Origin of the sequence: Streptomyces pseudogriseolus (assembly GCA_002154585.1) — a bacterium.
Taxonomy (GTDB): domain Bacteria; phylum Actinomycetota; class Actinomycetes; order Streptomycetales; family Streptomycetaceae; genus Streptomyces; species Streptomyces pseudogriseolus.
Genome location: MUNG01000436.1, coordinates 1 through 16,183, shown reverse-complemented (window position 1 = coordinate 16,183; position 16,183 = coordinate 1). Strand labels below are relative to the sequence as shown.

The following is a 16,183-nucleotide window of genomic DNA, read 5'->3' as shown; positions in this document are numbered from 1 at the left end:
CAGGGGCGGGGTGCTCGCGCGAGCACCCCGCCCCTGCCGCGTTCCCGTGAGCGGAGGCAACGTAAGCTGGTGACCTGCCTGTTGACCGGACGTCACGGCAACTCCCCCGCCGCACACGGTCGGTGACCGTTCCCGGACGCTGCGGCCGGATCGTTGCGGTTTCGAGGGCGGGTAAACGTGCGGATGGTTAACGACTAGGCAAAGCCCGGCTCCCCGGTAGGCATATGCGTTGACACTACTTATGCGACGCTTATAGACCTGGGAGCCTCATGGGAGTGCTGATTTTCCATCACCCCTCCCTCAACCCCCCGCATTTGCGCATCATGTAAAGGACAAACGTGGCAGTTCTGTCCGTATCACGCCGTTCCGTGACCCGCTCCGTGCGCGCCCTCGGTGTCGTCTCCGCGGCCGCCGCGCTCGCGCTCGGTGCCGCCGGCAACGCCGCGGCGTGCAACATCAACGAGTTCTCGGCCGAGGCCAAGTGCGAAGGTGACAAGGGTGTCATCACCGTCACCGACGTCGACCCGGCCGGCGTCCCCGCCACCGTGACCGTGTTCCTCCAGAACAACGGCGCCGACATCGAGAAGATCGGCGAGCAGGTGGTCAAGGGGTCCAAGGAGGGCACCACCATCACCTTCGAGGAGGACTGGAAGCCCAACGCCGAGTACCGCATCCACGTGTCGGCCAAGCCGTACGTGGACGAGGACATCAAGCCGAACCTGACCACGCCGTCGACGCCGTGCAAGGAGGACGAGGAGACCCCGTCCCCCGAGCCCACGCCGTCGGAGGAGACCTCGGCCCCGGCCGAGGAGAGCGAGGAGCCGAGCCCGGCCCCGTCGGAGAGCACCAGCGAGAGCGCTCCCCCGGCGGACACGTCGGACAACGCCCCGTCCCCGGCCGGTGAGTCCAACCTCGCCGAGACCGGCGCCAACTCCAACACCGGCATGATCGCCGGCGTGGCCGCGGCCCTGGTCGTCCTCGGTGGCGGCGCCGTGTTCTTCGGCATGCGCCGCCGCGGGGCGAACAGCCAGCGCTGACGCCTCACGGAACCGGCTTGCGGCCCGTCCCCGAACCGGGGGCGGGCCGTACGCCGTTGCCGGCCGGTCAGCCGAACGTGGTCCGCTCCAGCCAGGTGTCGAGCAGCGCGCGCTCGCCGAGCACCTCGATGCGGGGATCGTCCAGCGGGATGCGGCGGTAGAAGGCGAGCAGCACCCAGGTGAGGGGCCCGCGCAGCGCGACCGTGGCCTTCTCGTGGCCGTGGCGCCAGGAGACCCCGTCCTCGTCCAGCCGGATCAGGTACTCGGCGTTCACACCGGGCGGGGTGTCGGTGGCGTGCAGGTGGATCGTGCGCAGGGGGCCGCGCAGCCCGTGCACCGCGTCGTCGGGCAGCGTCCGCTGCGCCCACATAACGATCTCCAGCCACTCGTCGACCGCGTCGGCGGCCACCTCCGGCGCCACCTCGTAGGGCAGCCCGGCGGCGAGCGTGGCGTCCGCGCGGTGCACGGTCACCTCGTGGGTCATACGGCGGGCCCAGAAGCCGGCGTCGTCGGTCCCCGCCCAGCTCCACACCCGCGCGTCCGGCCCCGCCGCCCGCAGCGCGGACACGACCAGGTCACCGCTCTCCGCCAGCCAGGCGTCCAGCGCGGCGGCGTCACCGCGCGCCTCCGGCCCCTCGAAGCCCGGCACCTCCTCCTCCGGGACCTCCTTCTCGGCCCCGGTCCGCACCATGAGGGCCACCCAGCGCAGGGCGCCGCCGAGGTGCCGCACGAGCTGTTCCACGGACCAGTCGGGCGTGGTCGGCACGGTGCGGGACAGATCCGTGCCGGAGGTCACCACCGCCCTCAACTGCCCGACCTGGTGGGTGATTTCGACGCAGTAGCGTTCGTGGGCGAGTCGAGTCATGCCGCTCACCCTAGGCACCGGTGATCAGCCCAGGACAGTGATTTCCGCGCCGTCGAACTCCACGCCGGTGACGTCCCCGACGTCCGGGGCGTCCCGCAGGGCGCAGGCCGCCTCCAGCACGGGCGCGTTCTCCGGCTGGAGCCGCACGGCGACATGGGTGCCGCGGAAGGTGCGCGCGGTCACCGTGCAGCGCAGTCCCTCCCCGGCCGGGACCAGCCGGACGCCGGCGGGCCGGACCAGCAGCGGCCGCGTGCCCTCGGGCGCGTCCGGCGGCACCGGCACCTTGCCCCAGGGGGTGACGGCCACGCCGTCGGCGACGGACGCCTCGACGACGTTCTCGAAGCCGAGAAAGCGGGCCACGAAGGCGTCGGCGGGCCGCTGCCACACCTCGAGAGGCGTGCCGGACTGGGCGATCCGCCCGTCCCGCATCACCACCACCCGGTCGGCCAGGGCGAACGCCTCCCCCTGGTCGTGCGTCACGGCCAGCACGGTGGTGCCCAGCCGGCCGAACAGCTCACGCAGTTCGACGACGAGCCGCTCCCTCAGCGACCGGTCGAGCTGACCGAGCGGCTCGTCGAGCATCAGCAGCCGCGGGCTGGGTGCGAGGGCGCGGGCGAGCGCGACGCGCTGCTGCTCGCCACCGGACAGGGCGGCGACGGCCCGCCCGGACGCCCCGGGCAGCCCGACCAGGTCCAGCAACTCGGCCACCCGCCGCGTCTGTTCGGCGCGCGGCGCGCCGTGCATGCGCAGGCCGAAGGCGACGTTGCCGCCCACGTCCCGCTGCGGGAACAGCTGGTGGTCCTGGAACATCAGCCCGACGCCCCGCTTGTGCGCGGGCACGCCCGCCTGGTCCCGTCCGTCGAGCAGGACCCGCCCCGCGTGCAGAGGCTGGAGTCCGGCGACCGCGCGCAGCAGCGTGGACTTGCCGCTGCCGCTGGGCCCGAGCACGCACACGATCTCGTGCTCGGCGACGTCGAGGCCGACGGCGTCCAACGCGGCCCGCCCGCCGAAGCGGACGGTCGCGGCTTCGATGCGCAGCAGGCTGCCGGTGGGCGTCGGGCTGTCGGCGGGCGTCGGGCTGCTGACGGGCATCGGGCTGTCGGTGGGCATCTAGAACTCCCCCGTCCGGTCGGTGCGCAGCCGCTCCAGCACCAGCAGGGCCACGGCGCACACGATCATCAGAAGCGTCGACAGGGCCATCGCCTGCCCGTAGTTGAGGTCCCCGGGCCGTCCCAGCAGCCGCGCCACGGCCACCGGCAGAGTGGGGTTGTCCGGCCGCGCGATGAACACCGTCGCCCCGAACTCCCCCAGGGACACCGCGAAGGCGAACCCGGCGGCGATCAGCAGCGCCCTCCGCACCAGCGGCAGGTCCACCTCCCGCCACGCCCGCCACGGCGACGCCCCCAGCACCGACGCCGCCTCCCGCAGCCGCACGTCCACCGCCCGCAGCACCGGCAGCATGGTCCGTACGACGAAGGGGACGCCGACCAGCGCCTGCGCGAGCGGCACCAGGATCCAGGAGGCGCGCAGGTCCAGCGGGGGCTCGTCCAGGGCGATGAGGAAGCCGAACCCGACGGTCACGGCGGACACGCCGAGCGGCAGCATCAGCAGCGCGTCGAAGCCGCGCACCAGCCGTCCCGCGTCCCGCCGGGTCAGCGCGACGGCGGCGAGACCGCCGATCACCACGGCGATGGCGGTGGCGGCGACGGCGTAGCGCAGGGAGTTGCCGACCGCCTCGATCGGGGCGACCAGGAACACCCCGCCGTCCGCCTCGGTCAGCGCCCGGTAGTAGGCGAGGCCGGCGTCGCCGAAGGAACGCTGCACCAGCACGGCGAGCGGCAGCAGCAGGAGGACGGCGACCGTGGCGACGACCCCGCCGAGCAGCGCCCACTGTCCGGCGCCGCGCGGGCGGCGGGCGGTCACGGAGGCGTCGACCAGCCGCAGCGCGGTCTCGCGGCGCCGCACGGTCCAGGCGTGCAGGGCGAGGATCGCGCCGACGGCGGCGAACTGGATCAGCGTGAGGACGGCGGCCGTGGACAGGTCGAAGACGTCGGCGGTCTGCCGGTAGATCTCCACCTCCAGCGTGGAGAACGTGGGTCCGCCGAGGATCTGCACCACGCCGAACGAGGTGAAGGTGAAGAGGAAGACCATCAGCGCGGCGGCGGCCACGGCGGGCGCGAGCGCCGGGAGGGTGACGGTGCGCCAGGCGGTGAGGCGGGAGGCGCCGAGCATCCGCGCGGCCTCCTCCTGCCGCGGGTCGAGCTGCGCCCACAGCCCGCCGACGGTGCGGACAACGACGGCGTAGTTGAAGAAGACGTGCGCGAGGAGGATCGCCCAGACCGTGGTGTCGAGGCGTACGCCCCACATCTCGTCGAGCAGCCCGCCGCGCCCGACGAGCGCCATGAACGCCGTGCCGACGACGACCGTGGGCAGCACGAACGGCACGGTGATCACCGCCCGCAGCACCTGTTTGCCGGGAAAGTCGAACCGGGCCAGGGCGTAGGCGCCGGGCAGGGCGATCACCAGGGTGAGGGCCGTGGAGACGAGGGCCTGCCAGGTGGTGAACCACAGCACCTGACGGATGTCGGACTGGGCCAGCACGTCCGCGATCCGCCCCGGCTGCCAGCCGCCGTCGGCCTTGAGCCCCCGGGCGACGATCGCGGCGACCGGGTAGGCGAAGAAGACGGCGAAGAACACGGCCGGCACGGCCATCAGACCGAGCCGGGCCGCGTTGCGGCGCCACCAGCCGGGGCGGCGCGGGCTCACTTCAGTACGAGCGAGGTCCACGACTTGACCCACTGGTCACGGTTCTCGGCGATCTTCGCCGGGTCCATGGTCCGGGGCTCCTTCGCCTGCGGCCCGAACTTCACGAACTCCGCGGGCACCTTCGCACCCTCGCGCACCGGGTAGACGAACATGCTGAGCGGCATGTCCTCCTGGAAGGTCTGCCCGGCCATGAAGTCGAGCAGCGCCTTGCCGCCCTCGGGGTTCTTCGCGTTGCTCAGCAGACCCGCGTACTCGACCTGCCGGAAGCAGGTGCCCTCGGCGACGCCGGTGGGCGCGGTGTCCGGCCGCGGGTCGGCGTAGATGACCTCGGCGGGCGGCGAGGAGGCGTACGACACGACGAGCGGCCGGTCGGCCTTGGCCTCCTTGCCGCCGGCCGAGCCGGAGAACTCCTCGTTGTACGCCTGCTCCCAGCCGTCGACGACCTTGACGCCGTTGTCCTTGAGCTTCTTCCAGTAGCCCTCCCACCCCTCGTCCCCGTACTGGGCGGCCGTGCCGAGCAGGAAGCCGAGGCCGGGCGAGGAGGTGGCGGCGTTCTCGACGACGAGGAGGTCCTTGTACGCGGGCTCGACCAGGTCGTCGAAGGTCTTCGGCGGGGTCAGCTTCTTCTGCTCGAACCACGCCTTGTCGTAGTTGACGCAGATGTCGCCGGTGTCGACGGGGGTGACCCGGTGCTTGTCCTCGTCGACCCGGTACTCGGGCCGGATCCGGTCGGAGCCCTTGGCCTCGTAGGACTGGAACAGCCCGTTGTCGAGGGCGCGGGACAGCAGGGTGTTGTCGACGCCGAAGAAGACGTCGCCCTGGGGGTTGTCCTTGGTCAGGATCGCCTTGTTCACGGCCTGGCCTGCGTCGCCGTCCTCGAGGACCTTGAGCTTGTAGCCGGACTGCTTCTCGAAGGCGGCAACGACGTCCTCGGACACGGCCCACGAGTTGTGACTGACGAGGGTCACGGTCTTGGAACCGCCGCTCCCGCCGCTGTCGTCCCCGCCGGACGACCCGCAGGCGGACAGCGTGACGAGCCCCAGCCCGACGGCCAGGACCGTGACCTTCTTGGTGATACCCACTTGATTCCTCCTGGAGTGACCAGGAAGAGACGCGGCCCTGCCCGGAACCCCTGGTCGGGGCGCCGGGCAGGGCGCAACAGCTCGAGTGATGACCGATCTCCCTACCCAGAATGACCTGGGCCAGGTTCGGAGGGTCTGCGGCCGGTGCCGCACTCTCAGCGCTGTGGCGCTCCCCTGTCGGAATATGCAGATGTGTTGACGCCGGTCAGACTACCGCTCGGTGGCGGCGAGCTGACCACACGCCCCGTCGATCTCCTGACCACGGGTGTCCCGGATCGTGACCGGCACACCGTGCGCGGCGATCGCCTCGACGAACGCCTTCTCGTCCTCGGGCCGCGACGCGGTCCACTTGGACCCGGGCGTCGGGTTGAGCGGGATGAGGTTGACGTGCACGGGACGCCCCTTGAGCAGCCGCCCAAGCCGGTCACCACGCCACGCCTGGTCGTTGATGTCCCGGATCAGCGCGTACTCGATGGACAGCCGGCGCCCCGACTTCGCCGCGTACTCGAACCCGGCGTCGAGCACCTCGCGCACCTTCCACCGCGTGTTCACGGGGACGAGGGTGTCGCGCAGCTCGTCGTCGGGGGCGTGCAGGGAGATCGCCAGCCGGCACTTGAAGCCCTCGTCGGAGAACCGGTGGACGGCCGGCACCAGCCCCACCGTCGACACGGTGATCCCGCGCTGCGACAGCCCGAGCCCGTCCGGCTCGGGGTCGGTGAGCCGGCGGATGGCGCCGACGACGCGGTTGTAGTTGGCGAGGGGCTCGCCCATGCCCATGAACACGATGTTGCTGAGCCGCGCCGGCCCGCCGGGCACCTCACCGTCCCGCAGCGCCCGCATGCCGTCCACGATCTGGTGGACGATCTCGGCGGTGGACAGATTCCGGTCGAGACCCGCCTGCCCGGTCGCGCAGAACGGACAGTTCATGCCGCACCCGGCCTGCGAGCTGATGCACATCGTGACCCGGTCCGGGTACCGCATCAGCACGGACTCGACGAGCGTCCCGTCGAACAGCTTCCACAGCGTCTTGCGGGTCGTCCCCTGGTCGGTCGACAGATGCCGCACGACGCTCATCAGCTCGGGAAGCAGGGCCTCGCGCAGCTTCCCGCGCGAGCCGGCGGGGATGTCGGTCCACTGCTCCGGATCGTGCGCGTACCGCGCGAAGTAGTGCTGCGAGAGCTGCTTGGCACGGAACGGCTTCTCACCGACCGCGACAACCGCCTCCTTGCGCTCGGCAGGCGTGAGATCGGCAAGATGCCGCGGCGGCTTCTTGGCTCCGCGCGGCGCGACGAATGTAAGTTCTCCGGGCTTAGGCATGGCTGTACCAGTGTCGCAGATCGACATGGGTGGCCTGGGGTGTCGTCCGCCACGGCTGCCGCGCACTGCGTGACGGCTTCGGCGGTGGACTCGAGGGCGTCGGCCGGGGGCCGTGGGGCGGTGCCTGAGGCCTGACACAGATGGGCAGCGGTGACCGGGCAGGTCAGCGACCGCCCGGCACCGAGTGGACCGCCTAGCGTCCGGGGGACGGCCCGGCCAGCCCGTTGACCACTCGGCAACTGAGGTGATCACCATGGCGGGCCGTCAGTTGGTCTCTTGAGGCGATCAGCCATCGAAGCGGTTCCAGTCGACAGGGAGGTCGGCCAGCGGGTTCAGGGCGCTGCGGTGGGTGGCGCCGGCCCAGGCATGGAATGCTTCGCCGTCCTCGCTGCTGACATGCATGACGAGGCCGGGGGCCACGTAGAAGCGGGTGGGTGCCCAGGGCCAGAAGGGACGCAGGGGCACAAGGTGCAGCGCCCCCGTGAGTTGCTCGACCTGTGGTGCAGTGAGTTCGCGGGGCAGGGCGAGGTATTCGGCGCCCATGGAGGCCTCGTAGAGGGAGAACTGGATCAGGAAGCCGCTGAGCGCTTCTTGTTCGGCGATCAGCTGCCCGTCGAGTTCACGGAACCAGACAGTCGGATCGGCTTCAGGTTCCTCAAGCGTCCACGGGAGTGACCAGAAGAAGCCCCCCTGGTTCTCGACGCCGAAGACGAGCATCTCCCCGAGATGGTCGGTGAGCAGGTCCGGCTCGGGCAGGATCTTGTTCTGGGTTCCGAGGGCACCCGGCCGCTGCTTCGCGAGCCGGTACAGCTGTCTCAGTCCACCGGGAAGGCGTGACGCGGAGTCGCCGACAGGCGATTCGGTGGCGTCCTCGGTCGGGTACCAGCCGGTGACGAACTGCTCAAGAGCTGCCTCACGGTCACCGTTCACATTCCCGAGCCACCGCAAGTCCGGCACGTGCCCGGGTGGAAGTGGTGGGCGCACTCGGTCGAGGAGTTCTCTGCTCAAGGGTGCTTCCAAGCGCAGTTCACAGTCGGTGAGAACGCCGTCGGTGGTGCCGGCCTGTCTTACCCGGGCGGTGCCCAGGTACAGAGCTTCACCTTCGACGCGGACTGCGATGTGGATCGGCGACGCCCTTTCGTCCACACCCCAAGGCGCCCCCATGAGTCGCTCTGTGACCGGTGCCGGAGCGGGCCCGATCAAGCGGAACCTCTCGGCGTTCCAGACACCGCTTCTGGCGGGTGCGCCACTCGCTTCCGCGATGATCAGCATTGCGGCCGGGCCCATGACGACACTGGCACCGCCCACCGTGAAACGCCTGGGTGCTGCCGAGCCGCCGACGAGCACGGGTACGTACTCCCGATCGAACACCAGCGCCGGAATGGCGGCGGGAACCTGATCATTCATGCGGGCATCATCCTCGACCACAGGCGAGTGGGTACGACCGCCGGACGCCTTGGCGGGGGCGCATTCGCGCGAGTTCTCCCGCCCCCCTGGGCCTGAGCAGCCCCATCGCCCATGGGGGCGCGATCGCGCTCTTGTGGACCCGGAGCCCGGTTGCTGCGATAGCTGCGATGGCTGCGTCGCCGTCGAGGAGGCCTGGATCGTGGGTGAGCTCAAGGTGGTGCGGTGGAAACGGCATGGGCACGACCGGCTGTACGCGAATCTGCCCGACGGCACTGCCGCAGGCTGGGCCGACTGCAAGACGGGAAGCATCACCATCCGTCTGACTGAGCACCGTAACGCGGTCATGGCCGTGCTGCGGGAGCACTTGTCCACCGCGACCGATGCGTCGGCACCGTCCGAAATCCCGGCGCCCGCACCTGTGCTGCCACCTCTGACCCCTGATGACGACCTCGCCCTCAACTCGCCCGGCACCGCTTTGCTGCCCAAGGTCACCGAGACCTCGGCGGGTCTCATGACGCGCGTTCTCGCTCGGATCCAGGGCCGTCCGGCCGACGGAGATTCCTGGCGCAAGGGCATGACGGGCGAACGCCGTGCAGGCGCTGAACTCGATCGGCTGCGACGTCATGGGTGGCGCGTGCTGCATTCCGTACCGCTGCCGCGTCACGTGGACCTCGACCACCTGTTGATGGGGCCCGGCGGGGTGTTCACCGTCAACACGAAGAATCATCCGCGGAAGGCGGTGTGGGTGGGCGACGACGCAGTGAGGGTCGACCGCGGGCGCCCCGAGCCGTACCTCCGCAAGAGCCGGGCCGAGGCGAAGCGCGTGCAGCGGGTGCTCGAGCACCACTGCGGCTTCGCCGTCCCCGTGGAACCCGTTCTGGTCTTCGTCGGCGTTACGGACCTGAAGGTCATCGCGACCCAGCTCACCGTACGGGTGTACCGCGCACGAGAGGTGTCAGCCCTTGCTCCTCTCCGCGGTGTGTTGACCAAGGACGAAGTCGAGCGAATCTACGCCATCGCCCGCCATCGCCGTGCGTGGTCGGCGGCTTGATCTCTGCAGTGCCCCCGGCATCAGCCCACGTCTGTACCAGGCAGGCAGTTCGCCGAGCGTTGCGAGCTATGGCTTCAAACTCCCGCGCCCGTACCGGACATGCAGCGCTCGCAGCGGGGACAGCTGCTTCTCGAAGTCGTCCGCGTCGGCGACTCCGGTCCATGGCACGGGCACCGGGATCACGGAGCCGCCGCGCAATGCGGCCGCGACCCGCGGCTCGGGGTTCTGATGCGGGAGTCGGGAGCGGCGACCCGTAGGTCCTCCAGGCGGTGGATGTCGTTCCACTCCAGCGTCCGCCACCGCAGTACGGTGCGGAACCGCAGCCCGTCCGGGCCCTCCTCCACCCGTCGCCTGAGCATCTCGAGCGCGCATCCGACAGCCGCCACGCCCACGCACGCCGAAAGCACGCCCCGATCCCGCGCGTTCGAGGCTCCGCGACCTGCCGCGGCCCCCGCTGCCACCGCGAACAGTGCGGCCACCGAGGTCCACCAGCGCAGGCGGAGTCACCCACCGGACCGGTGATCGTCGTGACCGGTCGGGCTCAGAACATGCCGGCGATCAAGGCGCCGATGTTCGCGGCATAGGTCTTCGTGCGGTGCCAGGGGCCGCAGTAGAGGCGTGATCTGCGGCGGCCGTTCTGGTCGAGGAGCGCGTCACACCAGCGGCAGGGAAGGTCGCCGTGGTACCTGCCGTCGTCTCCCCGCCTCGCTCTCGCCACGCGGTGATCTTATGCCCCCTACGGCACCGGGCCCCCGTCCGGGGGGACGGCGCCCGGTGTGGTGGTCATCGGCGGTGGCCCTTGAGTGGCTTAGGACGGACTGGCGGTGATCACTCGTCGGTTGCCGGTCACTCATCCAGCCGGACCTCGACCTGGTGGTCGAGAGAGCTGGTTCAGTCATTCACCGAGAAGCTTGAGTTGGTATCTGTCTGTGAGTTCGGCGACCCACTCGTCGGAGAACCCGAGAGCGTACTGCTCGCCCAGCTCGGCCCGGCGCTGGAGGAACTCGGCAGGATCCGAGGCCGTCTCGCCGGCCGTCCCCAGCGCGTCGAAGAAGCGCTCGAAGCCCGCGGGGGAAATGATCTCCAAGATCCTCGCCGGTTCCGGTCCGGCATTCCAGAAGGTATGCAGGATCCCTTGCGGTTTGAGGATGTACGAGCCCGGACCTGCCGTGGCCTCCTCGTCGCCCACTCGTGCACCGACCCTGCCCTGCAGGACGAACGAGAACTCGTCCTCGCGGCTGTGCACGTGCGGCGGTACGAGACGGCCCGGCTCGATGGGGTGCTCGACGATCGAGAACTGGTTGCCGGTCTCCTCGCCCCAGACCTTGAAATCGACTCCCATGCCCTCGAGCCAGATCGACTTGCCCTCGTCCGGTGCGACCACGAAGCGGAGAGCCCCCATAACGGCCTCCCAGATTCCGGTTTCGCCGTCTCCTGTCACTCTATTTCCGATGCACGAGAGGCGCCCGGCGGGCTCTCTCCGGCCATCGGCATGGTGAAGGAAGAGGACCGACGGCAGGGCGTGACACGCGAGCGGGCCCCCCGTCCTCGGTGAAGGACGGAGGGCCCGCTCTGCGCTCTGCAAGGCCGGGAACGCTACCTCAGGCCGTGCCGACGAAGATGGCCAGCAGGAGCCAGACCACCGGGGCCGTCGGCAGAAGGGAGTCCAGGCGGTCCATGATGCCGCCGTGTCCGGGGAGCAGGGTGCCCATGTCCTTGATGCCGAGGTCACGCTTGATCATCGACTCGCCGAGGTCGCCCAGCGTGGCACTCGCCGCGACCGCGAGGCCGAGCAGCAGGCCCTGCCACCACTGGCCGTCGTCGATCAGAAACTGCATGCACAGCGCGCCCGCCGCCATCGAGAAGGCGACCGCGCCCAGCAGGCCCTCGCGGGTCTTGCCGGGGCTGATGCGCGGGGCGAGCTTGCGCTTGCCGAAGCGCCAGCCGACCGCGTACGCGCCGGTGTCGCTGACCACGGTGAGCACCAGGAAGGTCAGCACGCGCCACGGGCCGTCCTCGGCCTTCAGCAGCATCGCGACGAACGTCGCCAGGAAGGGGACGTAGAACGCCGCGAAGACGCCGGCGGTGACGTCCTTCAGGTAGCCCTCCGGCGGTGCCGTCATGCGCCACACCAGCACCGCCAGCGTGGTGAGCGCCATGGCGACCCACGCCCCCTCCGCGCCCCGGGCGTACCCGGCGACGACCATGGCCGCGCCGCCCAGCGCCAGCGGGACGAGGGGCGCCTTGATGCCCTTGCGTTCGTCCAGCCGCGTCGTCAGCTCCCACAGGCCCACCACCACGGCGACGGCGATGACCCCGACGAAGACGGCCTTGACGACGAACAGCGACGCGACGATGACCGCGCCGAGTCCGACGCCGACGCCTATCGCCGCACCGAGGTCCCGCCCCGCGCTCTTCTTCTGCGGTGCGGGGGCCGGCTGCGGGGCGTGGGGCATGGGCTCCGGATTCTGCGGCACCTCCCCCGGCAGGGGGCGGGCCCGCGTCGGCTCGTCTCGGAACAGGGGGCCGCTCAGCCGAGCAGCCCCCCGGTCCGCATCCTGGTCGACGCCGTGTTCGGGTACGTCGGGCACGACGGGCATGGGGCGCGTCTGCTGTGCGTTGTGCGCATCGTACGCGGGACCCGCCGGGGCAGCTCCCCGTCCGGGTCCGTGATCGGACGGCCCCCAGTACCCGGTCTGCGGCGTCCCCCAGGAAGAGTCGTTCATCAGACCTCGAGCAGCTCCGCTTCCTTGTGCTTGAGGAGCTCGTCCACCTGGGCGACGTACTTCGCCGTGGTGTCGTCGAGCTCCTTCTCCGCACGGCGGCCCTCGTCCTCGCCGACCTCGCCGTCCTTGATCAGCTTGTCGATGGCCTCCTTGGCCTTGCGGCGCACGGAACGGATCGAGATCTTCGCGTCCTCGCCCTTGCCCTTGGCGACCTTGATGTACTCGCGCCGGCGCTCCTCGGTCAGCTCGGGGAACACCACCCGGATGATGTTGCCGTCGTTGCTCGGATTGACGCCCAGGTCGGAGTCACGGATCGCCTGCTCGATGTTGCGCAGGGCGCTCTTGTCGAACGGGGTCACCACGGCCATGCGCGGCTCGGGCACGGAGAACGAGGCCAGCTGGTTGATCGGCGTCGGCGCGCCGTAGTAGTCGGCCACGATCTTGTTGAACATCGCCGGGTGCGCACGGCCGGTGCGGATCGCGGCGAAGTCCTCCTTGGCGACCACGACGGCCTTCTCCATCTTCTCCTCGGCCTCGAGGAGGGTCTCTTCGATCACCACTTGCTCCTGCGTGTCTTGAGTAGGCCCGGCTGCGGTCCTCGGTCGGGGCGGCGGCCGGCTGCGTCGCGTCTTCTTCCTGCACGGTTCACGACCGGCAGGACATTGTCCATCCCCCGGTCAGTTGCGACCGGCCTGGTCACCCACCGTGGTGCCGATCTTCTCACCCTTGACGGCGCGGGCGATGTTGCCCTCCTGCAGGAGTTCGAACACGACGATCGGCAGGCTGTTGTCACGGCAGAGGGTGACGGCCGTGGCGTCGGCGACCTTGAGGTTCCGGGTGATGACCTCGCCGTAGCCAAGGGCGTCGAACTTGACGGCGTCGGGGTTGGTCTTGGGGTCGGAGTCGTAGACCCCGTCGACACCGTTCTTGCCCATGAGGAGCGCCTCGGCGTCGATCTCGAGGGCGCGCTGCGCGGCGGTGGTGTCGGTGGAGAAGTACGGCATGCCCATACCGGCGCCGAAGATGACCACGCGGCCCTTCTCCAGGTGGCGCACGGCGCGCAGCGGGATGTACGGCTCGGCGACCTGGCCCATGGTGATGGCGGTCTGCACGCGGCAGTCGACGCCCTCCTTCTCCAGGAAGTCCTGGAGGGCCAGGCAGTTCATCACTGTGCCGAGCATGCCCATGTAGTCGGAGCGGGCGCGGTCCATGCCGCGCACCTGGAGCTCGGCTCCGCGGAAGAAATTGCCGCCGCCGATCACGATCGCGATCTGCGCGCCGTCCCGTACGACGGCCGCGATCTCACGGGCGATGGCGTGCACCACGTCGGGATCGACGCCCAGGCCTCCGCCTCCGGAGAAGGCCTCCCCGGACAGCTTCAGCAGAAACCGGCCGCGCACTTTGCCGTCGTCGCTCTTCTCAGCCTTGGTCGTCATGGTCGAATCCCGCCTCTTTCACGTGTTGCACATACGAAGAAGACCATTGCCGGTGGGGTGTGGTTCGCATCCCATGCGGCAATGGCCTCCTCGTCAGATCTGCTGTCGCCCGGCAAGCGCGCGTGCGTGGACGCGTGTCCGAACGACTGCTGTCGACCCTATCGGGGTCGCGCGCCCGTCGCGGTACGGACTCAGATGCCGACCTTGATGCGCGAGAAGCGCTTCAGGGTGACACCGGCCTCGTCCAGCACCTTCTGGACGGACTTCTTGTTGTCCAGCGCGTAGGGCTGGCCGAGCAGCGTGGCGTCCTTGAAGAAGCCGTTGAGGCGACCCTCGACGATCTTGGCGATCGCGGCCTCGGGCTTGCCCTCGGCGCGGGTGGTCTCCTCGGCGATGCGACGCTCGGACTCGACGACCTCGGCCGGCACGTCCTCCTTGGAGAGGTACTTCGGCGCGAAGGCGGCGATGTGCTGGGCGACGCCCTTGGCGATCTCGGCGTTCGGCTTGTCGAGCTCGACGAGCACACCGATCTGCGGCGGCAGGTCGGGCATCGTGCGGTGCATGTACGCCGTCACGTAGCCGTCGGCGAACTGCGCGAAGCGGTCCAGGACGATCTTCTCGCCGAGGTTGGCGTTGGCCTCGTCCACGAACGCCTGGACGGTCTTGCCGGCCTCGATCTCGGAGGCGAGCAGCGCCTCGAGGTCGGCCGGGGAGGTCTTGGCGACGTGCTCGGCGATCGCGGTGGCGACGCCCTGGAACTTCTCGCCCTTGGCGACGAAGTCCGTCTCGCACTTCAGCTCGACGATGACGCCGGAGGAGTTGTCGTCGGCGATGACGGAGACCACGGCGCCGTTCTCGGCGGAGCGGCCCTCGCGCTTGGCGACGCCCTTCTGGCCCTTGATGCGGAGCGCCTCGACGGCCTTCTCGACGTTGCCGTCGGCCTCGTCCAGCGCCTTCTTGCAGTCCATCATGCCGGCGCCGGTGAGCTCCCGGAGCTTCTTGACGTCGGCGGCGGTGTAGTTCGCCATGAGTCTGTGAATCTTTCTCGAAGTCTGGAGGGTGCGAAGATCGGCGGGGCGGGACCGCCGCACGGGCGGGTCCCGGGCCACCGCCGGTCTACGGGTGAACGGCGGGAGCGGACGTCATGTCACCGCTCCCGCCGTCATCGGCTCTGACGGAGCGGTCAGGCCTGCTCGGCCGGGGCCTCGGCCTCGGCGGCGGGCGCCTCGGCCGGCTTCTCGCCCTCGGCGGCGGCCGGAGCGGCCTCCTCGCCCTTCTTCTCGCCCTCGAGCAGGTCGCGCTCCCACTCGGCCAGCGGCTCGCCGGCGGCCTTCTCGCCCTTGCCCTCGCCGCCGCCGGAGCGGGCGATGAGGCCCTCGGCCACGGCGTCGGCGATCACGCGGGTGAGCAGGGTGACGGAGCGGATCGCGTCGTCGTTGCCCGGGATCTTGTAGTCGACCTCGTCGGGGTCGCAGTTGGTGTCGAGGATGGCGACGACCGGGATGTTGAGCTTCCGGGCCTCGCCGACCGCGATGTGCTCCTTCTTGGTGTCCACGATCCAGACGGCGCTGGGCACCTTCTGCATCTCGCGGATACCGCCGAGGGTCTTCTCCAGCTTCGCCTTCTCGCGGGAGAGGACCAGCAGCTCCTTCTTGGTGAGGCCGGAGGCGGCCACGTCCTCGAAGTCGATCTGCTCGAGCTCCTTGAGGCGCTGCAGACGCTTGTAGACGGTCGAGAAGTTGGTGAGCATGCCGCCCAGCCAGCGCTGGTTGACGTAGGGCATGCCGACGCGGGTGGCCTGCTCGGCGATGGCCTCCTGCGCCTGCTTCTTCGTGCCGACGAACATGACCGTGCCGCCGTGGGCGACGGTCTCCTTGACGAACTCGTAGGCGCGGTCGATGTACGACAGCGACTGGAGCAGGTCGATGATGTAGATGCCGTTGCGCTCGGTGAAGATGAAGCGCTTCATCTTCGGGTTCCAACGGCGGGTCTGGTGACCGAAGTGGACGCCGCTTTCCAGCAGCTCCCGCATCGTGACGACGGCCATGGCCGTATCTCCTTGGATTTCTCGGTTGTGCCGCGGGTGCCGGACGGCTCCCGCGCCTGACGCCCACGACGCGCCGTGCCACGAAGGACCGAGGGGCGCTGACACCGGGCCACGGCCGTGACCGGTCCCGATGTCGGGGCGTGCGAAGTCGACCCGGTGGCCCGGGTCGCCACCAGAAGTGTACGGGACCCGCGGGGTGCCGGGTGACGCCGTTGTCCACAACCCGGCCGGCCGTCCACAGGTCCCGGCGGAGATCACGCCCCAGGGAGACGCTTCCGTCATGCGACGACAGGGACGGAGCAAGGACTGTGGGTGGCGTGACGACCGGATTGCGCGGGGCGGGTGGGGCAGGCCGTGCGTGCGGATGGTGCTGGTGGTGGCCCTGACCGTGGCGGCGCTGCTGGCGCCGCCGGCGTCACGGCTGTTCGCGGTGGGGGTCGGGGTGGGGG

At 70.1% G+C, this 16,183-nt stretch carries 15 protein-coding genes and 1 riboswitch; of the genes, 2 read left to right on the top strand and 13 right to left on the bottom strand.

The window, feature by feature from the left end:
• The first annotated feature begins 368 nt into the window (after window positions 1-368).
• Window positions 369-1,037, top strand: a complete 669-nt coding sequence (locus tag CCN29_RS30260) for an LAETG motif-containing sortase-dependent surface protein (protein WP_006136588.1) — start codon at window positions 369-371, stop codon at window positions 1,035-1,037.
• Between the two features lie 67 nt (window positions 1,038-1,104).
• Here the strand turns inward: CCN29_RS30260 and CCN29_RS30255 are convergent, their stop codons facing one another.
• From CCN29_RS30255 to CCN29_RS30230, 6 genes are all read right to left on the bottom strand, one after another.
• Window positions 1,105-1,902: a maleylpyruvate isomerase family mycothiol-dependent enzyme gene (locus CCN29_RS30255; RefSeq protein ID WP_086685714.1), complete on the bottom strand. Its 798-nt coding sequence runs from the start codon at window positions 1,900-1,902 to the stop codon at window positions 1,105-1,107.
• A gap of 24 nt (window positions 1,903-1,926) precedes the next feature.
• Window positions 1,927-2,994, bottom strand: coding sequence for an ABC transporter ATP-binding protein (locus CCN29_RS30250; RefSeq protein ID WP_086685718.1), 1,068 nt, complete (start codon window positions 2,992-2,994; stop codon window positions 1,927-1,929).
• Window positions 2,995-3,012: 18 nt separating this feature from the next.
• Window positions 3,013-4,668, bottom strand: a complete 1,656-nt coding sequence (locus CCN29_RS30245) for an ABC transporter permease (RefSeq protein ID WP_442538568.1) — start codon at window positions 4,666-4,668, stop codon at window positions 3,013-3,015.
• The gene (locus CCN29_RS30240) at window positions 4,665-5,750 is read right to left on the bottom strand and encodes a thiamine ABC transporter substrate-binding protein (protein WP_086685712.1); all 1,086 of its coding nucleotides are present in this window, start codon (window positions 5,748-5,750) and stop codon (window positions 4,665-4,667) included. The genes CCN29_RS30245 and CCN29_RS30240 overlap by 4 nt, the downstream gene beginning before the upstream one ends.
• 80 nt (window positions 5,751-5,830) lie before the next feature.
• A riboswitch (TPP riboswitch) is annotated at window positions 5,831-5,936 on the bottom strand.
• A 24-nt stretch (window positions 5,937-5,960) separates the two neighbouring features.
• The gene (gene rlmN, locus CCN29_RS30235) at window positions 5,961-7,067 is read right to left on the bottom strand and encodes a dual-specificity RNA methyltransferase RlmN (RefSeq protein WP_006136593.1); all 1,107 of its coding nucleotides are present in this window, start codon (window positions 7,065-7,067) and stop codon (window positions 5,961-5,963) included.
• Between the two features lie 285 nt (window positions 7,068-7,352).
• A complete protein-coding gene (locus CCN29_RS30230; protein WP_086685711.1) occupies window positions 7,353-8,474 on the bottom strand; it encodes a hypothetical protein in 1,122 nt (373 codons plus the stop codon).
• A gap of 199 nt (window positions 8,475-8,673) precedes the next feature.
• Here CCN29_RS30230 and CCN29_RS30225 point away from each other — a divergent pair, with 199 nt between their 5' ends.
• Window positions 8,674-9,525 (top strand): nuclease-related domain-containing protein, encoded by an 852-nt coding sequence (locus tag CCN29_RS30225; protein WP_442538567.1) that lies wholly within the window; start codon window positions 8,674-8,676, stop codon window positions 9,523-9,525.
• Window positions 9,526-10,066: 541 nt separating this feature from the next.
• Here the strand turns inward: CCN29_RS30225 and CCN29_RS36390 are convergent.
• The 7 genes from CCN29_RS36390 to rpsB form a co-directional block, all read right to left on the bottom strand.
• Window positions 10,067-10,243 carry a hypothetical protein gene (locus CCN29_RS36390; protein WP_242781457.1) on the bottom strand — a complete coding sequence of 59 codons (177 nt, stop codon included), beginning with the start codon at window positions 10,241-10,243 and terminating at the stop codon, window positions 10,067-10,069.
• A gap of 177 nt (window positions 10,244-10,420) precedes the next feature.
• A complete protein-coding gene (locus tag CCN29_RS30215; protein ID WP_442538566.1) occupies window positions 10,421-10,909 on the bottom strand; it encodes a cupin domain-containing protein in 489 nt (162 codons plus the stop codon).
• A 217-nt stretch (window positions 10,910-11,126) separates the two neighbouring features.
• Window positions 11,127-12,251, bottom strand: coding sequence for a phosphatidate cytidylyltransferase (locus CCN29_RS30210; RefSeq protein ID WP_078592397.1), 1,125 nt, complete (start codon window positions 12,249-12,251; stop codon window positions 11,127-11,129).
• The gene (gene frr / locus CCN29_RS30205) at window positions 12,251-12,808 is read right to left on the bottom strand and encodes a ribosome recycling factor (RefSeq protein ID WP_006136598.1); all 558 of its coding nucleotides are present in this window, start codon (window positions 12,806-12,808) and stop codon (window positions 12,251-12,253) included. The genes CCN29_RS30210 and frr overlap by 1 nt, the downstream gene beginning before the upstream one ends.
• A gap of 120 nt (window positions 12,809-12,928) precedes the next feature.
• Entirely contained in the window at window positions 12,929-13,687 is a 759-nt protein-coding gene (pyrH, locus tag CCN29_RS30200; RefSeq protein ID WP_006136599.1) for a UMP kinase, read from the bottom strand.
• 191 nt (window positions 13,688-13,878) lie between these two features.
• Window positions 13,879-14,715: a translation elongation factor Ts gene (tsf, locus tag CCN29_RS30195; protein WP_006136600.1), complete on the bottom strand. Its 837-nt coding sequence runs from the start codon at window positions 14,713-14,715 to the stop codon at window positions 13,879-13,881.
• Window positions 14,716-14,870: 155 nt separating this feature from the next.
• Window positions 14,871-15,734: a 30S ribosomal protein S2 gene (gene rpsB, locus CCN29_RS30190; protein WP_006136601.1), complete on the bottom strand. Its 864-nt coding sequence runs from the start codon at window positions 15,732-15,734 to the stop codon at window positions 14,871-14,873.
• Window positions 15,735-16,183: the final 449 nt, after the last annotated feature.

What these genes read in the sequence shown, in the direction of transcription:
- CCN29_RS30230 (WP_086685711.1), bottom strand. Translation starts at nt 8,474, where the DNA reads ATGAATGATCAGGTTCCCGCCGCCATTCCGGCGCTGGTGTTCGATCGG.
- CCN29_RS30255 (WP_086685714.1), bottom strand. Translation starts at nt 1,902, where the DNA reads ATGACTCGACTCGCCCACGAACGCTACTGCGTCGAAATCACCCACCAG.
- CCN29_RS30210 (WP_078592397.1), bottom strand. Translation starts at nt 12,251, where the DNA reads ATGAACGACTCTTCCTGGGGGACGCCGCAGACCGGGTACTGGGGGCCG.
- pyrH (WP_006136599.1), bottom strand. Translation starts at nt 13,687, where the DNA reads ATGACGACCAAGGCTGAGAAGAGCGACGACGGCAAAGTGCGCGGCCGG.
- rpsB (WP_006136601.1), bottom strand. Translation starts at nt 15,734, where the DNA reads ATGGCCGTCGTCACGATGCGGGAGCTGCTGGAAAGCGGCGTCCACTTC.
- CCN29_RS30250 (WP_086685718.1), bottom strand. Translation starts at nt 2,994, where the DNA reads ATGCCCGTCAGCAGCCCGACGCCCGCCGACAGCCCGACGCCCACCGGC.
- tsf (WP_006136600.1), bottom strand. Translation starts at nt 14,715, where the DNA reads ATGGCGAACTACACCGCCGCCGACGTCAAGAAGCTCCGGGAGCTCACC.
- rlmN (WP_006136593.1), bottom strand. Translation starts at nt 7,067, where the DNA reads ATGCCTAAGCCCGGAGAACTTACATTCGTCGCGCCGCGCGGAGCCAAG.